Source organism: Methanolapillus millepedarum, from assembly GCF_032594115.1.
GTDB classification, from domain to species: domain Archaea; phylum Halobacteriota; class Methanosarcinia; order Methanosarcinales; family Methanosarcinaceae; genus Methanolapillus; species Methanolapillus millepedarum.
This window is the reverse complement of the sequence record NZ_CP131060.1, coordinates 1,292,366-1,309,702: the sequence shown is the minus strand read 5'-3', so window position 1 is coordinate 1,309,702 and position 17,337 is coordinate 1,292,366. Positions and strand designations below refer to the sequence as shown.

Sequence of the window (17,337 nt, the reverse complement as noted above, 5' to 3'; positions counted from 1 at the left end):
TATAAAACTAAAAACCCGAGCTTAACCTTCGACGATAAAAATTAAAAAAAATTTTTAATTTAGTTTTCGGCGCCCGCCAAAATCAATTGTTCCACAATTTCCGTGTAACCGGCTTCGGCGGCGTAGTACATCGCGCTGTGTTCGATGTTGTCAACAGCGTTCACATCGGCGTTGTTTTCAATCAACAAAGCTGTAAAATCGTTTTGTCCGCGCAAAGCAGCGACGATGAGCGGTGTTTCACCGGCCGTGTTTTTGGCGTTCACGTCCGCCTTTGCGTTGATAAGCGCTTTTCCGGTGAATTTGTTGCCGATGGACGCGGCGTAGTGAAGCGGCGCGTTTCCGTTGAGTATTTTCATATTCGCGTCGGCACCGGCAGAAAGAAGCATTTCCGTGATGTGAACGTTAGAATTCATGCAAGCCAACACCAAAGGTGATTCGCCGTTGTCGTTTAATGCGTTGATGTCGGACTTGCCGGATTTCAAAAGGACGGCGACGACTTCGCTTTGGCCGTTGTAACAAGCCTGATGAAGCGGCGTGTTGCCGTAATTGTCCTTTTGTTCAGTTTCTTCGGACAAAAGAATGATAATGTCCCGAAGACCTTTTGAGGTGGCATAATCCAATGCGGTGTGGCCGTCGTTGTCTTTTATGGATTTGTCGGCGCCAAGCGACAGCATCATTTTGGCAACTTCCGTTTTTCCTTCGGCAGTGGCGTAAATCAAAGGCGATTTTCCGGTTTTGTCAGTGGCGTTGATGTCGGCGCCGTTGTCGCACAACATTTTAATGATGTCTTTGTTGCCGCTTTTGGAAACAACGTGAATCGGCAACATGCTTTGGTTGTTCGCGATGGTGGCATCGGCGCCCGCGTCGATTAAAATTTTCGCGATATCTTTGGATCCTTTGAGGCAGGCGTAATAAAGCGGCGTTGAACCGGTTTCGTCGCGTTTGTTGATGTTCACGTTTCCTTTTTTGACAAAAGCTTCGACGACGCCCTTTTGACCGTTTTTACAAGCCGTTAAAAATACGTTATCCATTGTTGTTTCTCCTTGAATTGTCTGTGCTCAAATGAATGAATTGAATAAATGAATTGAATAAATGAATTGAATAAATGAATTGAATAAATGAATTGAATAAATGAATTGAATGAATTAAACCTGAAATCTTCCGGACGCGTTATTTTTTTTGTTTTGCCGTTTCAAGCGCCTTTTCCACATTAATATATCCTTTCCCTTGCAAAGATGCGCTCAAGATAATGATTTTATCCCAAAGTTCACATTTGAGACAGACGTCAATTAAGACGCGCGTGATTTTTTCTTTGGCGGATTTTGAAAACAGCCGCGGGTATTCTTGCGGCATCGGCGATAAATACGCTGCTGATTCTTTTTCTTTTTGAGAAAGCGCGGCGTAATTTTTGGACAAAACGGCAGAAGAAAACGCGGCGTCGATTTCAGGCGATTGGATTTTTTTGGCCAAATTGAGCGCTTTTTCAAGCGTCAGAATTGCTTTTTGATCGTCGCCGGCATTTTTTTCACAAAGCGCCAAATTAAACAAAGCGGCGACATCTTCCGTTTTTTCGGAAATGTTGGAGAAAATTAAAAAAGCGTCCGCAAATTCCGAATGAGAAAGCAATTGAAATCCGGTGTTGAACCGCCGTTTGTAATCAACGGAATCAGTGTCCGGTTTTGAAAAAGAATCAGTTGGTTGATTGGGGTTTCTGAACAAAATTATCACCGCTTTTAAAAAATTTAAAACGAATATGGAAAACCTGCAATATATAAATTGTGTAAATTAAGATTGTCTACATAATAATATATGTGAATCCATCTGAACCCGTGAATTTAGTAAATGGCGGCGGCATTGCGCGCGTTATGGCGGCACTTTTTCTTTCACGCGCAAGGAAAATCGGGGCGTTTGAACAATCAAACGCACGTCAAAATTTAAATTCTATCAATCCTTTTAGATACAAATTTGATTTTGAAGGAATTTTTATGGACAAATACGACAAAGTGATTGATCTCGCCAAACGGCGCGGTTTTTTATGGAATTCTTTTGAACTTTACGGCGGAGCTGCCGGTTTTTATGATTACGGTCCGCTCGGCTGCACCGTTAAGAGAAAAATCGAAAGCATTTGGCGCGAATATTATGTTTTGAACGAAGGTTACATGGAAATCGAAGTGCCGACCATCGGCGTTGAGGACATTTTCATCGCTTCCGGTCACGTCGGCGGTTTTTCCGATCCGCTTTGCGAATGCACCGGCTGCCAGCAACCGTTTAGAGCTGACCATCTGATTGAAGCGGTCGGCATTGAAGGTGCGGGCGCGCTGAACACGGATGAACTGGACGCGCTCATTGAAAAGCACAGCATCAAATGTCCGGAATGTGGCTGCGGTCTTGGAAAATCTTATGAATTCAATTTAATGTTCCAAACTAAAATCGGACCCGGTGTGGGACGTCCGGGGTATATGCGTCCGGAAACCGCGCAGGGCATGTTTGTTGATTTCCAACGCCTGTCCCGTTTTTATCGGGAAAAGTTGCCGTTTGGCGCCGTTCAAATCGGGAAATCTTACCGAAATGAAATTTCGCCGCGCCAAGGCGTTCTCCGGCTTCGTGAATTCACGCAAGCCGAGTGTGAAATTTTCGTCGATCCGAGCGAAAAAAGGCACGCCAATTTTCAAAAATACGCGAAAGACCAGCTTTTCTTATACCCGCAGTCTGAACAGGAATCCGGCGGAAAAATCATTCCGCTGACGGCTGAAGAAGCCGTGAAAAAAGGCGTCATCGCGCACGAATTTTTGGCGTATTGCGTGGCGCTCACCAGCGATTTCTTAATCCGCGTCGGTATTTCTCCCGATCGCTTGCGCTTCCGGCAGCATTTGAAAGATGAAATGGCTCACTACGCGATGGATTGTTGGGACGCTGAAGTGAAAACGGACCGCTTCGGCTGGGTAGAAGTTGTCGGTATTGCTGACCGGACCGATTACGATTTAAACGCCCATGCCCGGCAAAGTAAAATTGAGTTGTCGGTTTATGTGGAATATCCCGAACCTGTTTTTGAAACCCGGTTCGTGGTGAAACCCGACATGGGGAAAATGGGTCCGCTTTTTAAAGGAAAAGCAAAAGTGGTTGCTGACAAATTGAAGTCGATGACTGAGAAAGAGATCCAAACAGCAACAAAAGGAAATGAAATCGTTCTGTCAGTTGACGGTGAAACCGCCCAAATTCCGAAAGAAATCGTTGCGTTCGGCGAGGAAACCGTTAAAGTGAGCGGTAAAACAATTGTTCCGCACGTGATTGAACCATCTTACGGTATTGACCGGATTACTTACTGCGTGATGGAACACGCTTTTGACGAAGAAGAAGTCGCGGGAGCCGCCACCGGAAACAGCGATGATGGGGACGATGATGCCGACGCTTTGCGAACAGTCATGCGGTTTAAAAATGAAATCGCGCCGTATCAAGTTGCTGTCCATCCGCTGATGGGAAAACCGGCATTAACAGCACCGGCAAAGGATTTATTCGACCAAATCGTCAAAGCCGGCATCATGGCGGATTATGACGAGTCCGGAACCATCGGAAAACGTTACAGAAGAAACGATGAAATCGGTATTCCGTTTTCCGTCACCGTTGATTTTGAAATTTTGGAAAACAACACGGTGACGATTCGGGACCGAGATACCATGAAACAAATCCGAGTTCCGGCCAAAGAGTTGGTTCCGATTTTGAAAGATTTGATCCGGCAAAAGAAAACATTGGAAGAAAGCGGAAAAATTGTGGAATCAAAATAATTGATTCCGCTTCTTTTTTATTTTTTGAAATCTGTTTTTTATTTGTCGCTTATTTTGTTTGGATTATTTTCTGTTTTATCCGGCCTGTCTTCTGTTTTGTTTGCTCTGTTTCTTTTTTTAAATTTTTTGTTTTTCGCATTTAATTCCATTTTTCTGATTCAATCTTTCAGACCCGGTTTTTTCTTGAATGAAGGTTTTTGTTTTTTGAGACGTTCTCCCGGTCTCGTATTTTGAACGACTTATTTCGGACCAATCAACTATGTAATTCAAATTTTATTGTCTTAAAATAAAAAATCCATTTTATCGATTTTAAATATAGGCAAAAATAAGATGCAGATTACACTTCAATCAAAATAGTAATATTTATATACCATTGAATAGTATTAGGAATTAACTTAAATTTAGTTGCTTTAATTTAAGTGTCTTCTTGACTCAATTACCATACGTAAAACCTCTCTATCAAATAAATCAATTTCAAAAACAACCTCCGTAAAAACCTTTTTTAAAACCAAACCCCCCGCATGTTTAAACCCCGTTTCTGAAACGGGTTTTTCTTTTTTTTCTTTTTCAATTGTTTTCTTTTTTTGACGCTATATGCGATAAAACCGCCGGCGGTTTTTTCAAGACAAATAAAATGTGTTGCTATAACGCGCGCGCCGACGTTGCGGAAAAAAGAAAAGAAAACGAAGACGAAAAAAGAGAATGAAAAAAGTGTTTATTAACAGAACGCAGCGTAATAGTCGCCGTGTTTTTCAACGGTCACCGGCACTTCAAACAGTGCCGTCAAATTTTCATTGGTTAAAATATCTTCTTTTTTGCCGTCGGCAAATATTTTTCCATCTTTGATGAGAATCACACGGGATATTTCGGGAATAATATCCGCCAAATCATGTGTGACCAAGATGATGTTTTTCCCGGCTTTTGCAATCGTGCTGATGGTCTTTCGGAATTGGAAGATGGATTTCATGTCGAGGCTGTTTGTCGGCTCGTCCAAAATGAGCGCTTTGGGGTCATGCACCAAGGCTCTTGCGATTAATGTTTTTCGGGCTTCGCCGGTGGAAATTTTTGTCATTTTTTGTTCGGCCAAATGTCCGATTCCCAAAAACCTTAAAATTTCAAGAACAGTGACTTTCATTTCTAAAGTCACCTCAAAAATATCATAAATGCCGATGCTTGAAAAGTATCCGGACAAAACGGTATCGAAAACGGTTGTGTCTCGAAGGCATGTGTTTTGAAGGTCGGTCGTAATAATACCGAGCCGTTTTCGCAAATCAAACACGTTCCACACGTCGTCCCCCATGATTTTTGTCGAAAGGCCGGGCACGTCAATCGGATAGTATTCTCGCGTCATTACTTTAATGAGCGACGATTTTCCGGAACCGTTCGGGCCGATAATGGCAACGTGTTCATCGGCGCCGATTTGAACGAAAACGTGGTCCAAAATCAGACGTCCCTCTTTGATTACGGAAACATTCTGAAAATCAATGACCGGAACTTGATCAATTTCAACGCCATCCGCCCCGGTTTTAATATTTTTTTGGCGGCCGGAAATGTGGTTTTCGGCTTCGGGACACGTTTGATTCAATTTTGACATACAGCGTCTCATTAGATTGATTGTATAAAAAATAACCTCTGACAGACTCAAAGAAAAAAACAAAAAAGAAGAATTTATATGATTTGCCGGACATTTTAGAATATCTTATATTTGAATATCATTTCCTTATTCATATTGTTTCATTTTTTGATTTTTCAAACCGGGCAGTAATATTATAAATCAAAAATATTTTGGTTGAGATCTTATGAATTTTTTAAGCAAATTCCGAACTTTCATCATTTTAATTTCGATGTTCGTTGGTCTTGTTCTCGGTCAATCGGCTTTCATCGGCAGCCATTCCGCCGTTTTAATTGAGCCGTTTTTGATGATTATGCTTTTCGGCGTTTTTCTTCAAGTGGATCTGGGAAGTCTCACAAAAGCGTTTAAAAATGTCAAATTTGCGTCAACCGGTCTGATTTTTAATTTCATTTGGACGCCGCTTTTCGCTTGGTTTTTAGCGGATTTGTTTTTGACCGGAAGCCCGGACCTTCAAGTCGGATTCTTAATGTTGATGGTGACGCCGTGTACGGATTGGTACATTATTTTCACCGGCACTGCCAAAGGAAACGTGCCGCTTGGCGCCGCGCAGCTTCCGCTCAATTTGGTTCTTCAAATTGTCTTGTTGCCCGTCTATTTGTATATCTTTGCCGGCAGCGTTGTTGAAATCGATATGTTGCTTCTTCTGAAAAGCATTGTCGTGGTTTTGTTGGTTCCGTTTGTCGCTGCCGCTCTTTTCCGGTGGATTTATTTGGGGAAGCTCGGTCCCGAAAAATTTGAAAACCAAGTTCTTCGGCATAATGATAACATGCAATTTTTGTTTTTGAATTTGGCCGTCGTTGCGATGTTCGCGTCTCAAGGTGAAATTCTTTTGGAAAATCCTGAATTGCTTATTCAAATGTTGATTCCGGTTTTGGTTTTCTTTGCCGCCAATCTCATTTTGGGACAACTCGCCGGCCGCCTGCTCGGTTTTTCCTATGAAGACACTGCTGCGCTCAACATGACGACGCTTGCCCGGAATTCACCGCTGTCGCTTGCAATTGCCGTGTCGGCTTTCCCGGACAATCCGCTTATTGCGCTCGCGCTTGTCATCGGTCCTTTGATTGAGCTTCCGGTTTTGGTTGTGATTTCACAGATTTTGTTGGGGCTCCGGCCAAATTACAAAACTTTTTCTTTGAAGAAAAGAAAGCCGGAAGACACTTGATTCAGCGGGCGGCGCCGCGCGCGTTATGGCAGCAGTTTTTTTGAATAAAAATGAAAAGACCATGAGCTGTGCTTGTTTAATATGAAAAGATAAGTTTGTATATAGAAACAAAAATAAATCAATTAAATTTGTTTAAATATTAAATTTAAATGATTTTTTATTCTGAATTTTAATAAAATCGAAATCAATACAATTAAAAATATTAAAACAAAATCAGAAGTTATTTTGCGGGCGATTTTTGTTTTTACAGAGTCTACCCTATTTGAAAAACAATATAAAAAAAATCATAAATATTTGCAAAATAATATAATTATTAATTTTTTCAAAAGATAGGAAGGTTAATATATTATCATATTTAATTTATTTTTGAGTGAAAATCAGAATTATTTGATTGGAACTCACACAGATACCGACAAAATGCCGGTATCGTTTATGTGAGTGAATCTGTAACTTGCTCAGAGCACGGATTCATTCACATATTGTATTTCAGAGTATTTAAAATAAACTCAAAATAAGAATCGAATACGATAGGTGAATAAATAAATGTTAAAGAAAATTATGAACATTTTTGTTATTCTCATTATTGCATGTGCTTTAATTATGCCGGCAGTTGCAAATGAGGATAAAGATGCAAATGATACAACTACAACTTTTATCTTTAAAGAAAACGAGTCTATCGAATACGTTATTACATATAATGAATATGATACGGTTACTGCACTTGCAAAGGAAAGTAATTTATCTTTGATGAGAGCAGGTTACTCTCTCAATGAAATAAAAGAAATTAAGAACTATGAAGAGGCATTTCATAATCATATTGATTATTTGAACTCAACTTATTCTGATGAAGAACTTCTAAAATTGGGATATACATCAGAAGAAGTCAAGTTGCTCAGATCAGATAATGTGTTGAAATATTCAAGTGCGCTGGCTGCGAATTTATCAATGTATTTCTCTACAGTGCCTGGACAAGGATTAAAATATCAAAATGGGGTAAATACTATTGCAGTTAGGTATGGTTTTGATTGGACTCGAGTTCCTTCAATGAAATACACAGACGCTTTCTCTATTGGTTGGGACAATAGATTTGGGGTTAATAACTCTAATTCAAATCACCCGAATGGGCGAGTAACTATTCCAATTGTTTATGTTCCTATCAATTCTTTTTATAATAATGTTATTGATGTTAAAACAATGGATATGTTATCTGGCGGCAGTACTTTCAAAATTAATTTTGATATGAAAAAAGGTGACATATATAATGCAGATCGAGCTGAAAGTATTGTGTATTTAAAATATCCAAGTAATATCGAAAGCGTCTCACAAATACGTTTTTCTGTAAGTTATGCACATGCTAAGGCACCAACAACCTTTTCATATACTATTCCAAATACTGGGGTTGGTATTGACTTCAACGAATCAATTTTGGTCGATTCAATATATTCTTCAGGATATTTGTATTAAATTAAATAAGGGGATAAAATAGTGATAAAAGCAGTAATTATTATTTTAGTCACCCTTTTTTTAATTATTTTATTTCCGAATGCAACTTTCGCCTTTTCAGGATCCGGCACTGGAACGCCAAACGACCCTTTTCAAATTACAACAATCAATCAACTTGACGAAATCCGAAACAACCTTTCCGCTTCTTATATTTTAATGAATGATTTGGATTTTGCCGGCTCGGATTTGGTTTGGGAGCCGATCGGTTCAGAAGAAAACCCATTTTTCGGTCAGTTTAACGGCAACAATCAAACGATTCAAAATCTTCAAATAACGCCCCAAATAAACAGTTTTTCCGGTTTATTCGGTTATGTAAACCGCAGCGGCGAAATCTCCAATTTAAATTTGGCTCATGCAACGGCTTCCGGTTATGGCGGAATCGGAGTTTTGGCCGGCCTCAACGAAGGGCTGATTCAAAATTGTTCGGCGACGGACATCAATATTGGAGGACATTCAGATGAAATCGGTGGTCTTGTCGGCATCAACAATGGTACAATTCTTGACAGTTTTGCTACCGGGACAATTCTATCCGGTCGGGAAAAAGTCGGCGGTCTTGCCGGCCGCAATGGTGGTTTTATTGATCGCAGTTACGCTTCCGTAACCATTGAACATTCAAAATATTATGCGGGCGGTCTTGTCGGTTTGAATTATCAAGGAAAAATTCAAAACTGTTATGCACTTGGATCTGTGTCGGCAGAGTCCGGCGTTGGCGGTCTTGTCGGTTACAATTATGAAGGATTGATTGACGCTTGTTACGCAACGGGAAACGTTTTTACGGAAACGGATTGCGCCGGTGGTTTGATTGGCCAAAATCATGGATTTGTCAAGTACAGTTACGCTTTAAATGAACGTGTCGATGTCGGAAGCCAATATTTTTCAGACAAAAATGTTGACAAAAAAACGATCGGACGAATTATCGGATGGAATGAAGATTATTTTAACGCAGGTTCCGTTTATGAATGTTCTTATTGGGACAAAATAGCGACAAACGCCAAATTTAGAAAAAATCTTGATAGCGAGCTTGTCAGAACCGTTACAAGCGAGGATATTTGGGGAACGTTTGGAAAATCTAATTGGAACGGATTTAATAATGGCTGGATACTGAAAAACTTTTCCGACAACATGTTGCCGATTTTTGATTGGCAGAGCGAATCTCCGGGAGATGTTTCTTATTTAGACCCTGAAAATTCAAATTCCGGGTCATCTCAATCCATTCCCGGGTTTGAGTTCATTTCAAGCGTTTTGATGTTTGCCGGCGTTGTTTTATTGTTTGGCAAAGGAAAATAAAAACAGGGTCAAAATATGATAAAAAGATTAGAAATAACCCTTTTGGTTGTAGTATTGTTTTTCTTCTTATCCCTAAACACAGTTTCCGCTTTTTCAGGTACCGGTACCGGAACGCCAAACGACCCTTTTCAAATTACAACAATCAATCAACTTGACGAAATCCGAAACAACCTTTCCGCTTCTTATATTTTAATGAATGATTTGAGTTTTGACGGTTCGGATTTAATTTGGGAACCGATTGGAAACTTTTCAGAATCCACAGGATTTCAATATTTTACCGGCAATTTTGATGGAAACAATCAAACCATCTATCATTTGATTATTGACAAACCGGATCAAGACAATATCGGAATTTTTGGCTGCTTCGCCGGGTCTGTTTCAAACTTAAACATTGAAAACGCAACGGTAAAAGGAAACAACTCTGTCGGAATTGTTGCAGCGAACGGTACCAATATACAAATATCGAATTGCCATGTTGCCAATTCGAGCGTTTGCTCAAATATGGACGCAGGGGGTATTGCGGGAACATTCGCAATTGGTCAAATTCAAAATTGTTCGGTTTTGAATTCGACAATTTCATCGACGGAAGGATGTGGCGGGGGAATTGTTGCGACAAATAATAAAGGGGAAATCATCAATTCTTACGTCGTGAACATTTCTGTTACGGCCGGTTCAAGCGCCGGTGGGATTTCAGGCTTAAATAATTTCGGAAGCAAAATTGAAACATGTTCGGCCATTGATTCGACGGTTGAATCAAACAGTTACGGCGCCGGCGGTATTTCAGGGTGGTCTATTGATACGGTCATTGAAAATTGTTACGCCACCGGGAATATTACATCGGACGGTTTTGCCGCAAACGCGGGCGGTATTTCCGGCAGCAATTACAATGTGAGTCTTCAAAATTGTTATTCAACGGCTTTTGTGACTTCAAAAGGCGGTCTTGGGAATGCCGGTGGGATTATCGGTGTCGGAAGCGGGTGCCACGTTGCAGATTGTGTTTCTTTGAATCATGCCGTTAACCAACGAACGCCTCTTGTTCCGATTCCCCCCAAATTTTCATTAACCACTTACATTCTTTTAAAAATAGAAATGGGCGCCGGTTATATTGCCGGAAACAACAGCGGTGTTCAAGTGAACGATTGTTATTATTGGAACGGCATTGAATCGAATAAAATTTTTCCATCACACAACGGTCAAAAAATAAATTCAAAAATGATGTGGAATACCTTTCCAAGCGGTATTTGGAAAAATTGGAATCCGGAAATCTGGGAACTGAGTTCTTCAGAATATTATAAACTTCCCGTTTTAAAAGGTCAACCGAATCCGGAAAAATTCTATCCTGTCAACTAAATTTTTAATTCGTTCAAAATGAATTATATTTCAACATGACAACGGTTTGGGATTGTAAATGAAAAAAGAAAGGGGAAAATATTTAGAAGCCATGAGTTTAACAAACGACAAGAACGTCGCAACGTATTTGTTGGCTGAAATTAAAACAGATATTCTTAAAAGTTTTATTTTTTATTTTATGGCTTTATTGTTCATTTTTTTCCCCGGCGGCTACTCTACATTAGAATCGGTTCATGAACTTTTATCATCAGGTTTTAAGGATTCATTGTTTATTTCTCTCATTAATTTTTTGATGATTATTTTGGTCATAATTGTTTTTATTTTCGTTATCGTAAAGCTTTATGACACTTATTTGTTGTCTCTCGAAAGACAGAAAATGTTAAAGATATTTGATGAAAAAAAGGACGCTTATTCAAATCAGGAAAACGCAAACATGAGGGCCGGTTCAAATCCTTATTATAAAGATTTGTATGATTCGGCAAGCAGAGAAGAAGCCCTTGAAATTTTAAAAAAGACGGAAAAATGGGAAAATAAGTCGCTTCTCTCAAGTATTATTATTTTGGCGGCAGCGTTAGTCTGCACGACGTTGTTTAATTATTTTGTTGCAGCTCTGCTGTTGATTGCTGCCGTTTGGGAAATACTGACTTATTTGATCCGGTCCAAAGAGTACAAAATTTCTCAGGAATTTTTTAAAAACCGGTGGGAATAATTGAAGTGTTTTATGAATCGGTGGGGCTTGAAATAAAACAAATTGAAAAATCCAAAGCCGGATTCCGGTTTTTGATTTATTTTTCCAAAAAATGGTCGCCATAACGCGCGCCGGCACCGTCCGCCAATCCAATCATTTCTCTTCCCGATACTTTTTTTCCGGATTGATAAACTTGACAAAATCCGGGATGTTGCATTTTCCGTCTTCAAATTGCGCCGTCGCAACGCCTACAAATGTCAATTTCGTTTCAATCGGATTGTCTGTTCCGATACGAATTTCTTTTTGAGTGAAATTAACGCTGATTTGTTCGTCTTTTAATCCGGTTTTTTTCATGTATTCCGTCACTGATTTTTTGCCGGCGTCGCACGCAAAGCCATAGGCTTCAGTATAATTTTCAAAGGTTTGACGCTTTCCGTCATGGAAAACAATGTATTCGACCCGGTCTTTTCCGGCGGTGCCTTTTGTTTTTGCGACAGCTTTGCAGTTGGCTCTGCATTTTTTATGACATCTCCCATCGCATCTGCCTTCGTATTCGTTGCTTTCACTTTCGCTGCCTTCGCTTTCCTTTCCTTCTTCAATTTCGTTTTCATCTTCAAATTCGTCCTCGCCGGCGGCGATTTTTTCGGCTTTCACTTTATTTTCCTTAATGATAATCTCAAGCCGGCGGACGCCTTTTCCGACCAAAGCGCCGACAGCGTTTCCGACGTCCGAATATTTCGGCGCGAAAATATTGCCGTCAATGATTTTCTGAATTTCCGACACATATGCTTTTGACGGACCGCCGATTAAAATGATGGGAACCGAAATTGAAAATTTCGTATGATAGTTGCCGGAGAGAATTTTTTCGACGTCCTTTTCCTCAATTCCCGGAACCAAATATTCAATCAAACTTTTCACCATGTTCTTTGCCACACGATTTTTCGTGTATTCGGAAAGTTCGACCGGATTTTTCTTGGTCAACCGCTCAATTTTTTCGGCGCCGACGACAGCCGCTTCCCGGCTCCATTCCGTATAATCTCCCAAAACGTGGAGCGCGTCGGTCGGTGTAAAACCGATCGGTTGAATGAGTCTTTTTTTGACGAGCGATTCAAGCGCAAACGAAAGCGGCATTTTTTTTCCGAGACGGTCAAACATGTCGTTCCATGACGCTGGGAACGCGTCAATGATTTCATAATGCGTTTTTTCAAGCGACGTCATTTCGATTGGTTCAAATCCGGTTCTAACGTAAAAGACGGACGGCAGAATGAATTCGGAAATATATTTCCGGGGCGGGAGTTTAACATCATTGAGTTTTTCCAAAAAACCGGGATAAAGAACGGCGGCCCGAGAAAGGGGCATCACACGAATCGGTCCCAAATGAATTTTTTGATTCGGATCGTCGGTTGCAAAAACATGGCTGTCGCCGCCGGTCGCCATGGTTTCCATCCGGATGGCTTTCACGCGCGTCGACCATCCGCCGACGACAGCGCCTGAATCATCCATTTCCGGAAGTCCGTTTTGAATCAACGCGACATCCGTGCTGGTGCCGCCGATGTCAATCACAGCGCAAGTGTTCAGTCCCGACAAATGAGCCGCACCCATAAGACTTGCGGCCGGCCCTGAAAAAATAGTTTCAATTGGTTTTTCGAGCGCTTCGTCAATGCCGACGACCGATCCGTCGCATTTGAGCATTAAAAGTGTTGCGTTCATGCCGATTTCATTCATTTCTTCGACGATGGATTGCGTAAATTTGTACGTGATCGGAATCAGTTGAGCATTTAAAAAAGCGGTAACAGCGCGTTCATAGGCGCCTAAATCTTGGGAAAGTTCATGTCCGCAAACCACCGGAAGCCCGGTGAGCTTGAAAATTTCTTTTTTAACGGTCAATTCATGGTCAGCATTTCGGGTACTGAAAAGAGATGAAACCGCAAAGGCCGCCACTTTGTTTTTGACGGACAATGCGAATTCGCGTACCGGCTCAATATTGAGTGGACAAATTTCTTCGCCGTTGCTGTCATGTCCGCCGGCAACGGTACAATACATTGTTGCCGGAATCGTATCCGGGATGTGAAATTCACCGACCATGATAAGGCCGACCGGAAACCCTTTGTTTTCCAAAATCGTGTTGGTGGAAAGTGTTGTTGAGAGCGATACAATGGAGACATTTTTGAGCTTTTCGGCATCCAAAAGCTCAATCGCTTTTTTAATACCGCCGATCGGGTCCGGATATGTCGTGAGTGCTTTTCCGGATTCCACCACACAGCCGTCAACGTCTTGGATTAAAACGGCGTCCGTATACGTTCCGCCGGCATCAATTCCCAAACTGAAAGTCATTTCACACACCACTTGTTATTTTATGATTGGAAAGTAAAAAGTAAAAGATCAAACAAAATAAACACTTAATGATAATGAGTTGCAATAATATAATAGCATATCGAATCAAATAAAAAATCGTCTCTCATTTTGAATTATCAAAAAAATATGTTGCTGTAACACATGTATCGGAACTACCCGGGAAATAAAGAAAAATAAATGAAACAAAGTGGAGTTAATTTAATTTAGAAAAAATTTCATGTGCTAACCGAATGGCTTCATCTGTTTTTTCTGCCATAGAAGCATCAATTTCGGAAGGAATATCATAATCGCTCGTATTTCGCCACATTCTGAGTTTGAATAAATAATACCCGATTTCTTTGTGGGTTGAATCATTTGACAACAAAAATAAATCGGCAACCCGGCGGTGATCTGACTTTTTTTTGAGATGTGTAAAATTCATTTTTTGAATCGCAAAGTTTTTTGCTTACAAATAGGCGCTGTAATAGGCGCGACTGATTGCTGACCGGCGGGCAGAATTCGCTTTCGGGCATTCGGAACGTGCCAAATCATTGAGCTACTCAGAAATTTCTAAAAAATGCTTCGGACAAAAATTGGTCATTACCACGCCTCATATTGAGTGATTAAGAGAATGTATTCGTCGTTCAGTCCGTATTTTTCCCGGGCTTGTTCACTGATTTCAAAAAATTCTTTATTAATTGAATATTCGTAGTGATGCATTGGAACTTGAATTTCCAAATGGTCAAATTCTTCATTGATTGAAATTTTTATTTTATCATCAATAAAGGATCCGTAACTGTCTTTGACCGTTGAAGTCATGAATAAAAGAGCGTCAAACATTTTCGGTTTTTCACAAAACCGACTTTTGATTCCATCCGCATCTTTTAAAAAGCAGTTTTCCGCCTCCAGTTTTTTTAAAATAAAGTCAACATCTGAAGTCATTTTAATTTTTCCTTTTGTTTTCAGTTTCAATATTTTAAATTTAAAACTAAAAAAGATGTGGCTGTATATATTCCTATTGATTTTGTTAAAATCGAAACATTTTTAAAGCAAATGAAAAGGATGAACCATGAAACTGTTCACAGCTGGCTTATTTGAATCGAAATAGAATTGAAGAATGTTTTATTTCTTATTTTTTTAAATTCAAAAAATATCCCTTCACATTTCTTAGATTTAAAAAAATGTGTTGCTGTAACGCGCGCGCCAAAATTGCTTGAATAAAAAACAGAAAAATAAAAAAGCAGAAGAATGAAAAAAGCAAAAAAATAAAAAATAGAATCGATTGATTTTTATCAATCGAATTTTTAATTTAAGTCGGCAGATTGTATCCGTTTTCGTTCAAAACATCGGCCATGGCTTTGTAAAAGGCAGCAAGCCCGAGAAGAAGCGCGCAGATACCCGGGAAAATGCCGAGAGACACACCCAAATGGTCAATGGCTGTCACGAAAAATGTCAAAACCAAAAGAACAAAGATGACAATCATCGATTTGGATTTCATTTTAAGTGTCGCCAGCAACAATGCGAGACCGAAAAGTCCCCACAGTAACAAGTAGAGTCCGACCGATTCCGTACTGGCCATCATGGCGCCAAACGGATGTATTTGGATGTAGGCAAAGCTGAGCCAAAACACACCAAAACCGGTGAAAGCCACCATTCCGAATGTGTTTCCTTTTTTCCATTCCATCATTCCGGCCAGCAACTGAGCCAGCCCGCCAACGAAAATTGCCATTGCGATAACGGGTAAAATGTTGGCAAAAAGACCGGAATTGTGAAGTCCGAGCATTAAAGTGGCCAGCGCAAAACCTGTCAGTCCGAGAGGACCGGGATTTGCAGTTGTGTCTTGTGTTTTTACGATTTGAATTTCACTCATAGATTTTCTCCTGTTTGGTTTTTTGGATTATTTCCAAGAACCAGGGGAAGAATCAATATTTTACACTCAAAAACCTGTTTTTGTTTGTTGTGTTTGTTTTGTGTTGTTGTCGTTGATTTACTTTGTTTTTGATTGCCGTAGAACGAATCGTTTTTAAAACAGCTTTAAGCTGCTTTATTCGTTTCACTGTTTTTTCGTTTTAATCTTTCGACAAATATTTAGACCCTGTTTTTCTTTAGACTCGTTTTTAATTTGTTTTTAAAGATTCATCAGAATAATTCGTGACAAATCAGACGATAATATTTCGGTTCGCTTAAAAAGCTTTTCAGTCAAATTGATTTCATTTTTAAGTTTCCCATCGTTGAATTTTTAAAAAACACAATTTGAAGGACAAAAAACACAACTCGACTATTCACGAAAAAAATAAAACCTGAAAACTCGATTTTTCGACAATCAACAAAGTTATTCCGTCAAATTATTCCACCAATTTTGCCAAAAAATCAAAATTTTTTGCCAAAAAGAATTCGTTTGCGTTGCCTGTTGGTTGGATTCATTTTCCGGTGTCGTCTCATGTTTTGTATTGTTGAGCAACAAATTGGTTTCCGTCACCTGACATTGAATAATCAAGGGCACATTTTCAATTCCCTGAGCGGCACCGTATTGATTGACAGTTTGCCGGATGCTTTCAAAATCTTGTTCCGTCATGTCGGCACATTTGCTTTTGTTGATGTAAACGGTCATACATCCGTAAACGGATCCGACCAGAATCAAAACCATTAAAGCAAACAGACATAAAACGCATTTCAAGTTCATTGAAATTTCTCCGTATTGCAGATGAGCAATAATAAAAAAGAGGTTTTATTAGTTTTAACGCGCCGCCACTGCCGTCAAAATAAAACGGAAAAAAAGAAAAACAAAAAAACAAAAAAAGAAAAGAACCGAAATCGGTCAAAGGATGTGAACTTTTTGTTGACGGCCGAAAAATCGCTCCTTCCCTTTTTTTTATTCTTTTAGTTTCTTTTGTTTAAACCGGCAATTTATATCCGCATTCGTTCAAAATGATGGCCAAGGACGTGTACAGTGCCGCCAGTCCCAGCAGCAGCGTGATAATTCCCGGAAGAATGCTTAAGTTGATGCCGAAGAACGCAATCGTTGTCGAGAAAAACGTCAGATCCAAAAGAACCAAGACGACGATCAATGATTTAGATCCCAATTTTAAGGATCCGACTGTGAGGCCGGTTGCGAAAATGCCCCAAAACAGCAGGAACCATGCCAGAGAAGTTGCGCCGGCAATCAAAGCGCCGAACGGCGCGATTAAAATATATGCGAACGAGAACCAAAAGAGACCGAACGCCGTAAATGCCGTTCCGGCAAAGTTGTTTCCTTTCCACCAAAGCTGAATGCCGGCAAACACTTGGGCAAAGCCGCCGATGAAAATCGACATGGAAATCACAATCAACGCATCGCCGAAAATGCCCATGCCTTGAAGTCCCAACATAACTGCCGCCAAGGCAAGACCTGCAAATCCTAAGACAGCGGAATTGGCGGTCGTGTCAAACAGGCGGACGCCTTTTTCTTTAATTTCTAAAATATCAATGTTTATTGTATTTTCATCACTCATAATATCTAAACTCCACAACATTTTATTAAACCAATAAACTCGTTTTGACACATTTAATTATTTTAAAATCGTTTTTTGAATTTGGGTCATTTTGCACCCATAAAACC

At 40.0% G+C, this 17,337-nt stretch carries 15 protein-coding genes; 6 read left to right on the top strand and 9 right to left on the bottom strand.

The window, feature by feature from the left end:
- Nucleotides 1-59: 59 nt before the first annotated feature.
- Nucleotides 60-1,031: an ankyrin repeat domain-containing protein gene (locus MsAc7_RS06105; protein ID WP_338102036.1), complete on the bottom strand. Its 972-nt coding sequence runs from the start codon at nucleotides 1,029-1,031 to the stop codon at nucleotides 60-62.
- A 139-nt stretch (nucleotides 1,032-1,170) separates the two neighbouring features.
- Nucleotides 1,171-1,719: a hypothetical protein gene (locus MsAc7_RS06100; protein ID WP_338102035.1), complete on the bottom strand. Its 549-nt coding sequence runs from the start codon at nucleotides 1,717-1,719 to the stop codon at nucleotides 1,171-1,173.
- 266 nt (nucleotides 1,720-1,985) lie between these two features.
- Here MsAc7_RS06100 and glyS point away from each other — a divergent pair, with 266 nt between their 5' ends.
- Nucleotides 1,986-3,782, top strand: coding sequence for a glycine--tRNA ligase (gene glyS / locus MsAc7_RS06095; RefSeq protein WP_338102034.1), 1,797 nt, complete (start codon nucleotides 1,986-1,988; stop codon nucleotides 3,780-3,782).
- 718 nt (nucleotides 3,783-4,500) lie between these two features.
- Here glyS and MsAc7_RS06090 read toward each other — a convergent pair.
- Nucleotides 4,501-5,376 carry an ABC transporter ATP-binding protein gene (locus MsAc7_RS06090; protein WP_338102033.1) on the bottom strand — a complete coding sequence of 292 codons (876 nt, stop codon included), beginning with the start codon at nucleotides 5,374-5,376 and terminating at the stop codon, nucleotides 4,501-4,503.
- A 205-nt stretch (nucleotides 5,377-5,581) separates the two neighbouring features.
- On the opposite strand from MsAc7_RS06090, the gene MsAc7_RS06085 reads away from it, so the two are divergent.
- The 5 genes from MsAc7_RS06085 (at nucleotide 5,582) to MsAc7_RS06065 (ending at nucleotide 11,426) form a co-directional block, all read left to right on the top strand.
- Nucleotides 5,582-6,577 carry an arsenic resistance protein gene (locus tag MsAc7_RS06085; RefSeq protein ID WP_338102032.1) on the top strand — a complete coding sequence of 332 codons (996 nt, stop codon included), beginning with the start codon at nucleotides 5,582-5,584 and terminating at the stop codon, nucleotides 6,575-6,577.
- A gap of 600 nt (nucleotides 6,578-7,177) precedes the next feature.
- Nucleotides 7,178-8,041: a hypothetical protein gene (locus MsAc7_RS06080; RefSeq protein ID WP_338102031.1), complete on the top strand. Its 864-nt coding sequence runs from the start codon at nucleotides 7,178-7,180 to the stop codon at nucleotides 8,039-8,041.
- Nucleotides 8,042-8,062: 21 nt separating this feature from the next.
- Nucleotides 8,063-9,367, top strand: coding sequence for a GLUG motif-containing protein (locus tag MsAc7_RS06075; RefSeq protein WP_338102030.1), 1,305 nt, complete (start codon nucleotides 8,063-8,065; stop codon nucleotides 9,365-9,367).
- A gap of 15 nt (nucleotides 9,368-9,382) precedes the next feature.
- A complete protein-coding gene (locus tag MsAc7_RS06070; protein ID WP_338102029.1) occupies nucleotides 9,383-10,717 on the top strand; it encodes a GLUG motif-containing protein in 1,335 nt (444 codons plus the stop codon).
- A 58-nt stretch (nucleotides 10,718-10,775) separates the two neighbouring features.
- Nucleotides 10,776-11,426: a hypothetical protein gene (locus MsAc7_RS06065; protein WP_338102028.1), complete on the top strand. Its 651-nt coding sequence runs from the start codon at nucleotides 10,776-10,778 to the stop codon at nucleotides 11,424-11,426.
- Between the two features lie 132 nt (nucleotides 11,427-11,558).
- Here the strand turns inward: MsAc7_RS06065 and MsAc7_RS06060 are convergent, their stop codons facing one another.
- From MsAc7_RS06060 to MsAc7_RS06035, 6 genes are all read right to left on the bottom strand, one after another.
- Nucleotides 11,559-13,739 carry a hydantoinase/oxoprolinase N-terminal domain-containing protein gene (locus tag MsAc7_RS06060; RefSeq protein ID WP_338102027.1) on the bottom strand — a complete coding sequence of 727 codons (2,181 nt, stop codon included), beginning with the start codon at nucleotides 13,737-13,739 and terminating at the stop codon, nucleotides 11,559-11,561.
- 214 nt (nucleotides 13,740-13,953) lie between these two features.
- Nucleotides 13,954-14,181: a hypothetical protein gene (locus tag MsAc7_RS06055; RefSeq protein WP_338102026.1), complete on the bottom strand. Its 228-nt coding sequence runs from the start codon at nucleotides 14,179-14,181 to the stop codon at nucleotides 13,954-13,956.
- A 158-nt stretch (nucleotides 14,182-14,339) separates the two neighbouring features.
- Nucleotides 14,340-14,681, bottom strand: coding sequence for a hypothetical protein (locus tag MsAc7_RS06050; RefSeq protein WP_338102025.1), 342 nt, complete (start codon nucleotides 14,679-14,681; stop codon nucleotides 14,340-14,342).
- A gap of 367 nt (nucleotides 14,682-15,048) precedes the next feature.
- On the bottom strand, nucleotides 15,049-15,609 hold the full coding sequence (locus tag MsAc7_RS06045; RefSeq protein WP_338102024.1) for an acetate uptake transporter: 561 nt from the start codon (nucleotides 15,607-15,609) through the stop codon (nucleotides 15,049-15,051).
- A 462-nt stretch (nucleotides 15,610-16,071) separates the two neighbouring features.
- A complete protein-coding gene (locus MsAc7_RS06040; RefSeq protein ID WP_338102023.1) occupies nucleotides 16,072-16,422 on the bottom strand; it encodes a hypothetical protein in 351 nt (116 codons plus the stop codon).
- A 211-nt stretch (nucleotides 16,423-16,633) separates the two neighbouring features.
- Nucleotides 16,634-17,230, bottom strand: a complete 597-nt coding sequence (locus MsAc7_RS06035; RefSeq protein ID WP_338102022.1) for an acetate uptake transporter — start codon at nucleotides 17,228-17,230, stop codon at nucleotides 16,634-16,636.
- Nucleotides 17,231-17,337: the final 107 nt, after the last annotated feature.

Coding starts and splice junctions, on each gene's coding strand:
- MsAc7_RS06035 (WP_338102022.1), bottom strand. CDS start 17,230: ATGAGTGATGAAAATACAATAAACATTGATATTTTAGAAATTAAAGAA.
- glyS (WP_338102034.1), top strand. CDS start 1,986: ATGGACAAATACGACAAAGTGATTGATCTCGCCAAACGGCGCGGTTTT.
- MsAc7_RS06065 (WP_338102028.1), top strand. CDS start 10,776: ATGAAAAAAGAAAGGGGAAAATATTTAGAAGCCATGAGTTTAACAAAC.
- MsAc7_RS06080 (WP_338102031.1), top strand. CDS start 7,178: ATGCCGGCAGTTGCAAATGAGGATAAAGATGCAAATGATACAACTACA.
- MsAc7_RS06070 (WP_338102029.1), top strand. CDS start 9,383: ATGATAAAAAGATTAGAAATAACCCTTTTGGTTGTAGTATTGTTTTTC.
- MsAc7_RS06050 (WP_338102025.1), bottom strand. CDS start 14,681: ATGACTTCAGATGTTGACTTTATTTTAAAAAAACTGGAGGCGGAAAAC.
- MsAc7_RS06085 (WP_338102032.1), top strand. CDS start 5,582: ATGAATTTTTTAAGCAAATTCCGAACTTTCATCATTTTAATTTCGATG.
- MsAc7_RS06090 (WP_338102033.1), bottom strand. CDS start 5,376: ATGTCAAAATTGAATCAAACGTGTCCCGAAGCCGAAAACCACATTTCC.
- MsAc7_RS06040 (WP_338102023.1), bottom strand. CDS start 16,422: ATGAACTTGAAATGCGTTTTATGTCTGTTTGCTTTAATGGTTTTGATT.
- MsAc7_RS06105 (WP_338102036.1), bottom strand. CDS start 1,031: ATGGATAACGTATTTTTAACGGCTTGTAAAAACGGTCAAAAGGGCGTC.
- MsAc7_RS06060 (WP_338102027.1), bottom strand. CDS start 13,739: ATGACTTTCAGTTTGGGAATTGATGCCGGCGGAACGTATACGGACGCC.
- MsAc7_RS06055 (WP_338102026.1), bottom strand. CDS start 14,181: ATGAATTTTACACATCTCAAAAAAAAGTCAGATCACCGCCGGGTTGCC.
- MsAc7_RS06045 (WP_338102024.1), bottom strand. CDS start 15,609: ATGAGTGAAATTCAAATCGTAAAAACACAAGACACAACTGCAAATCCC.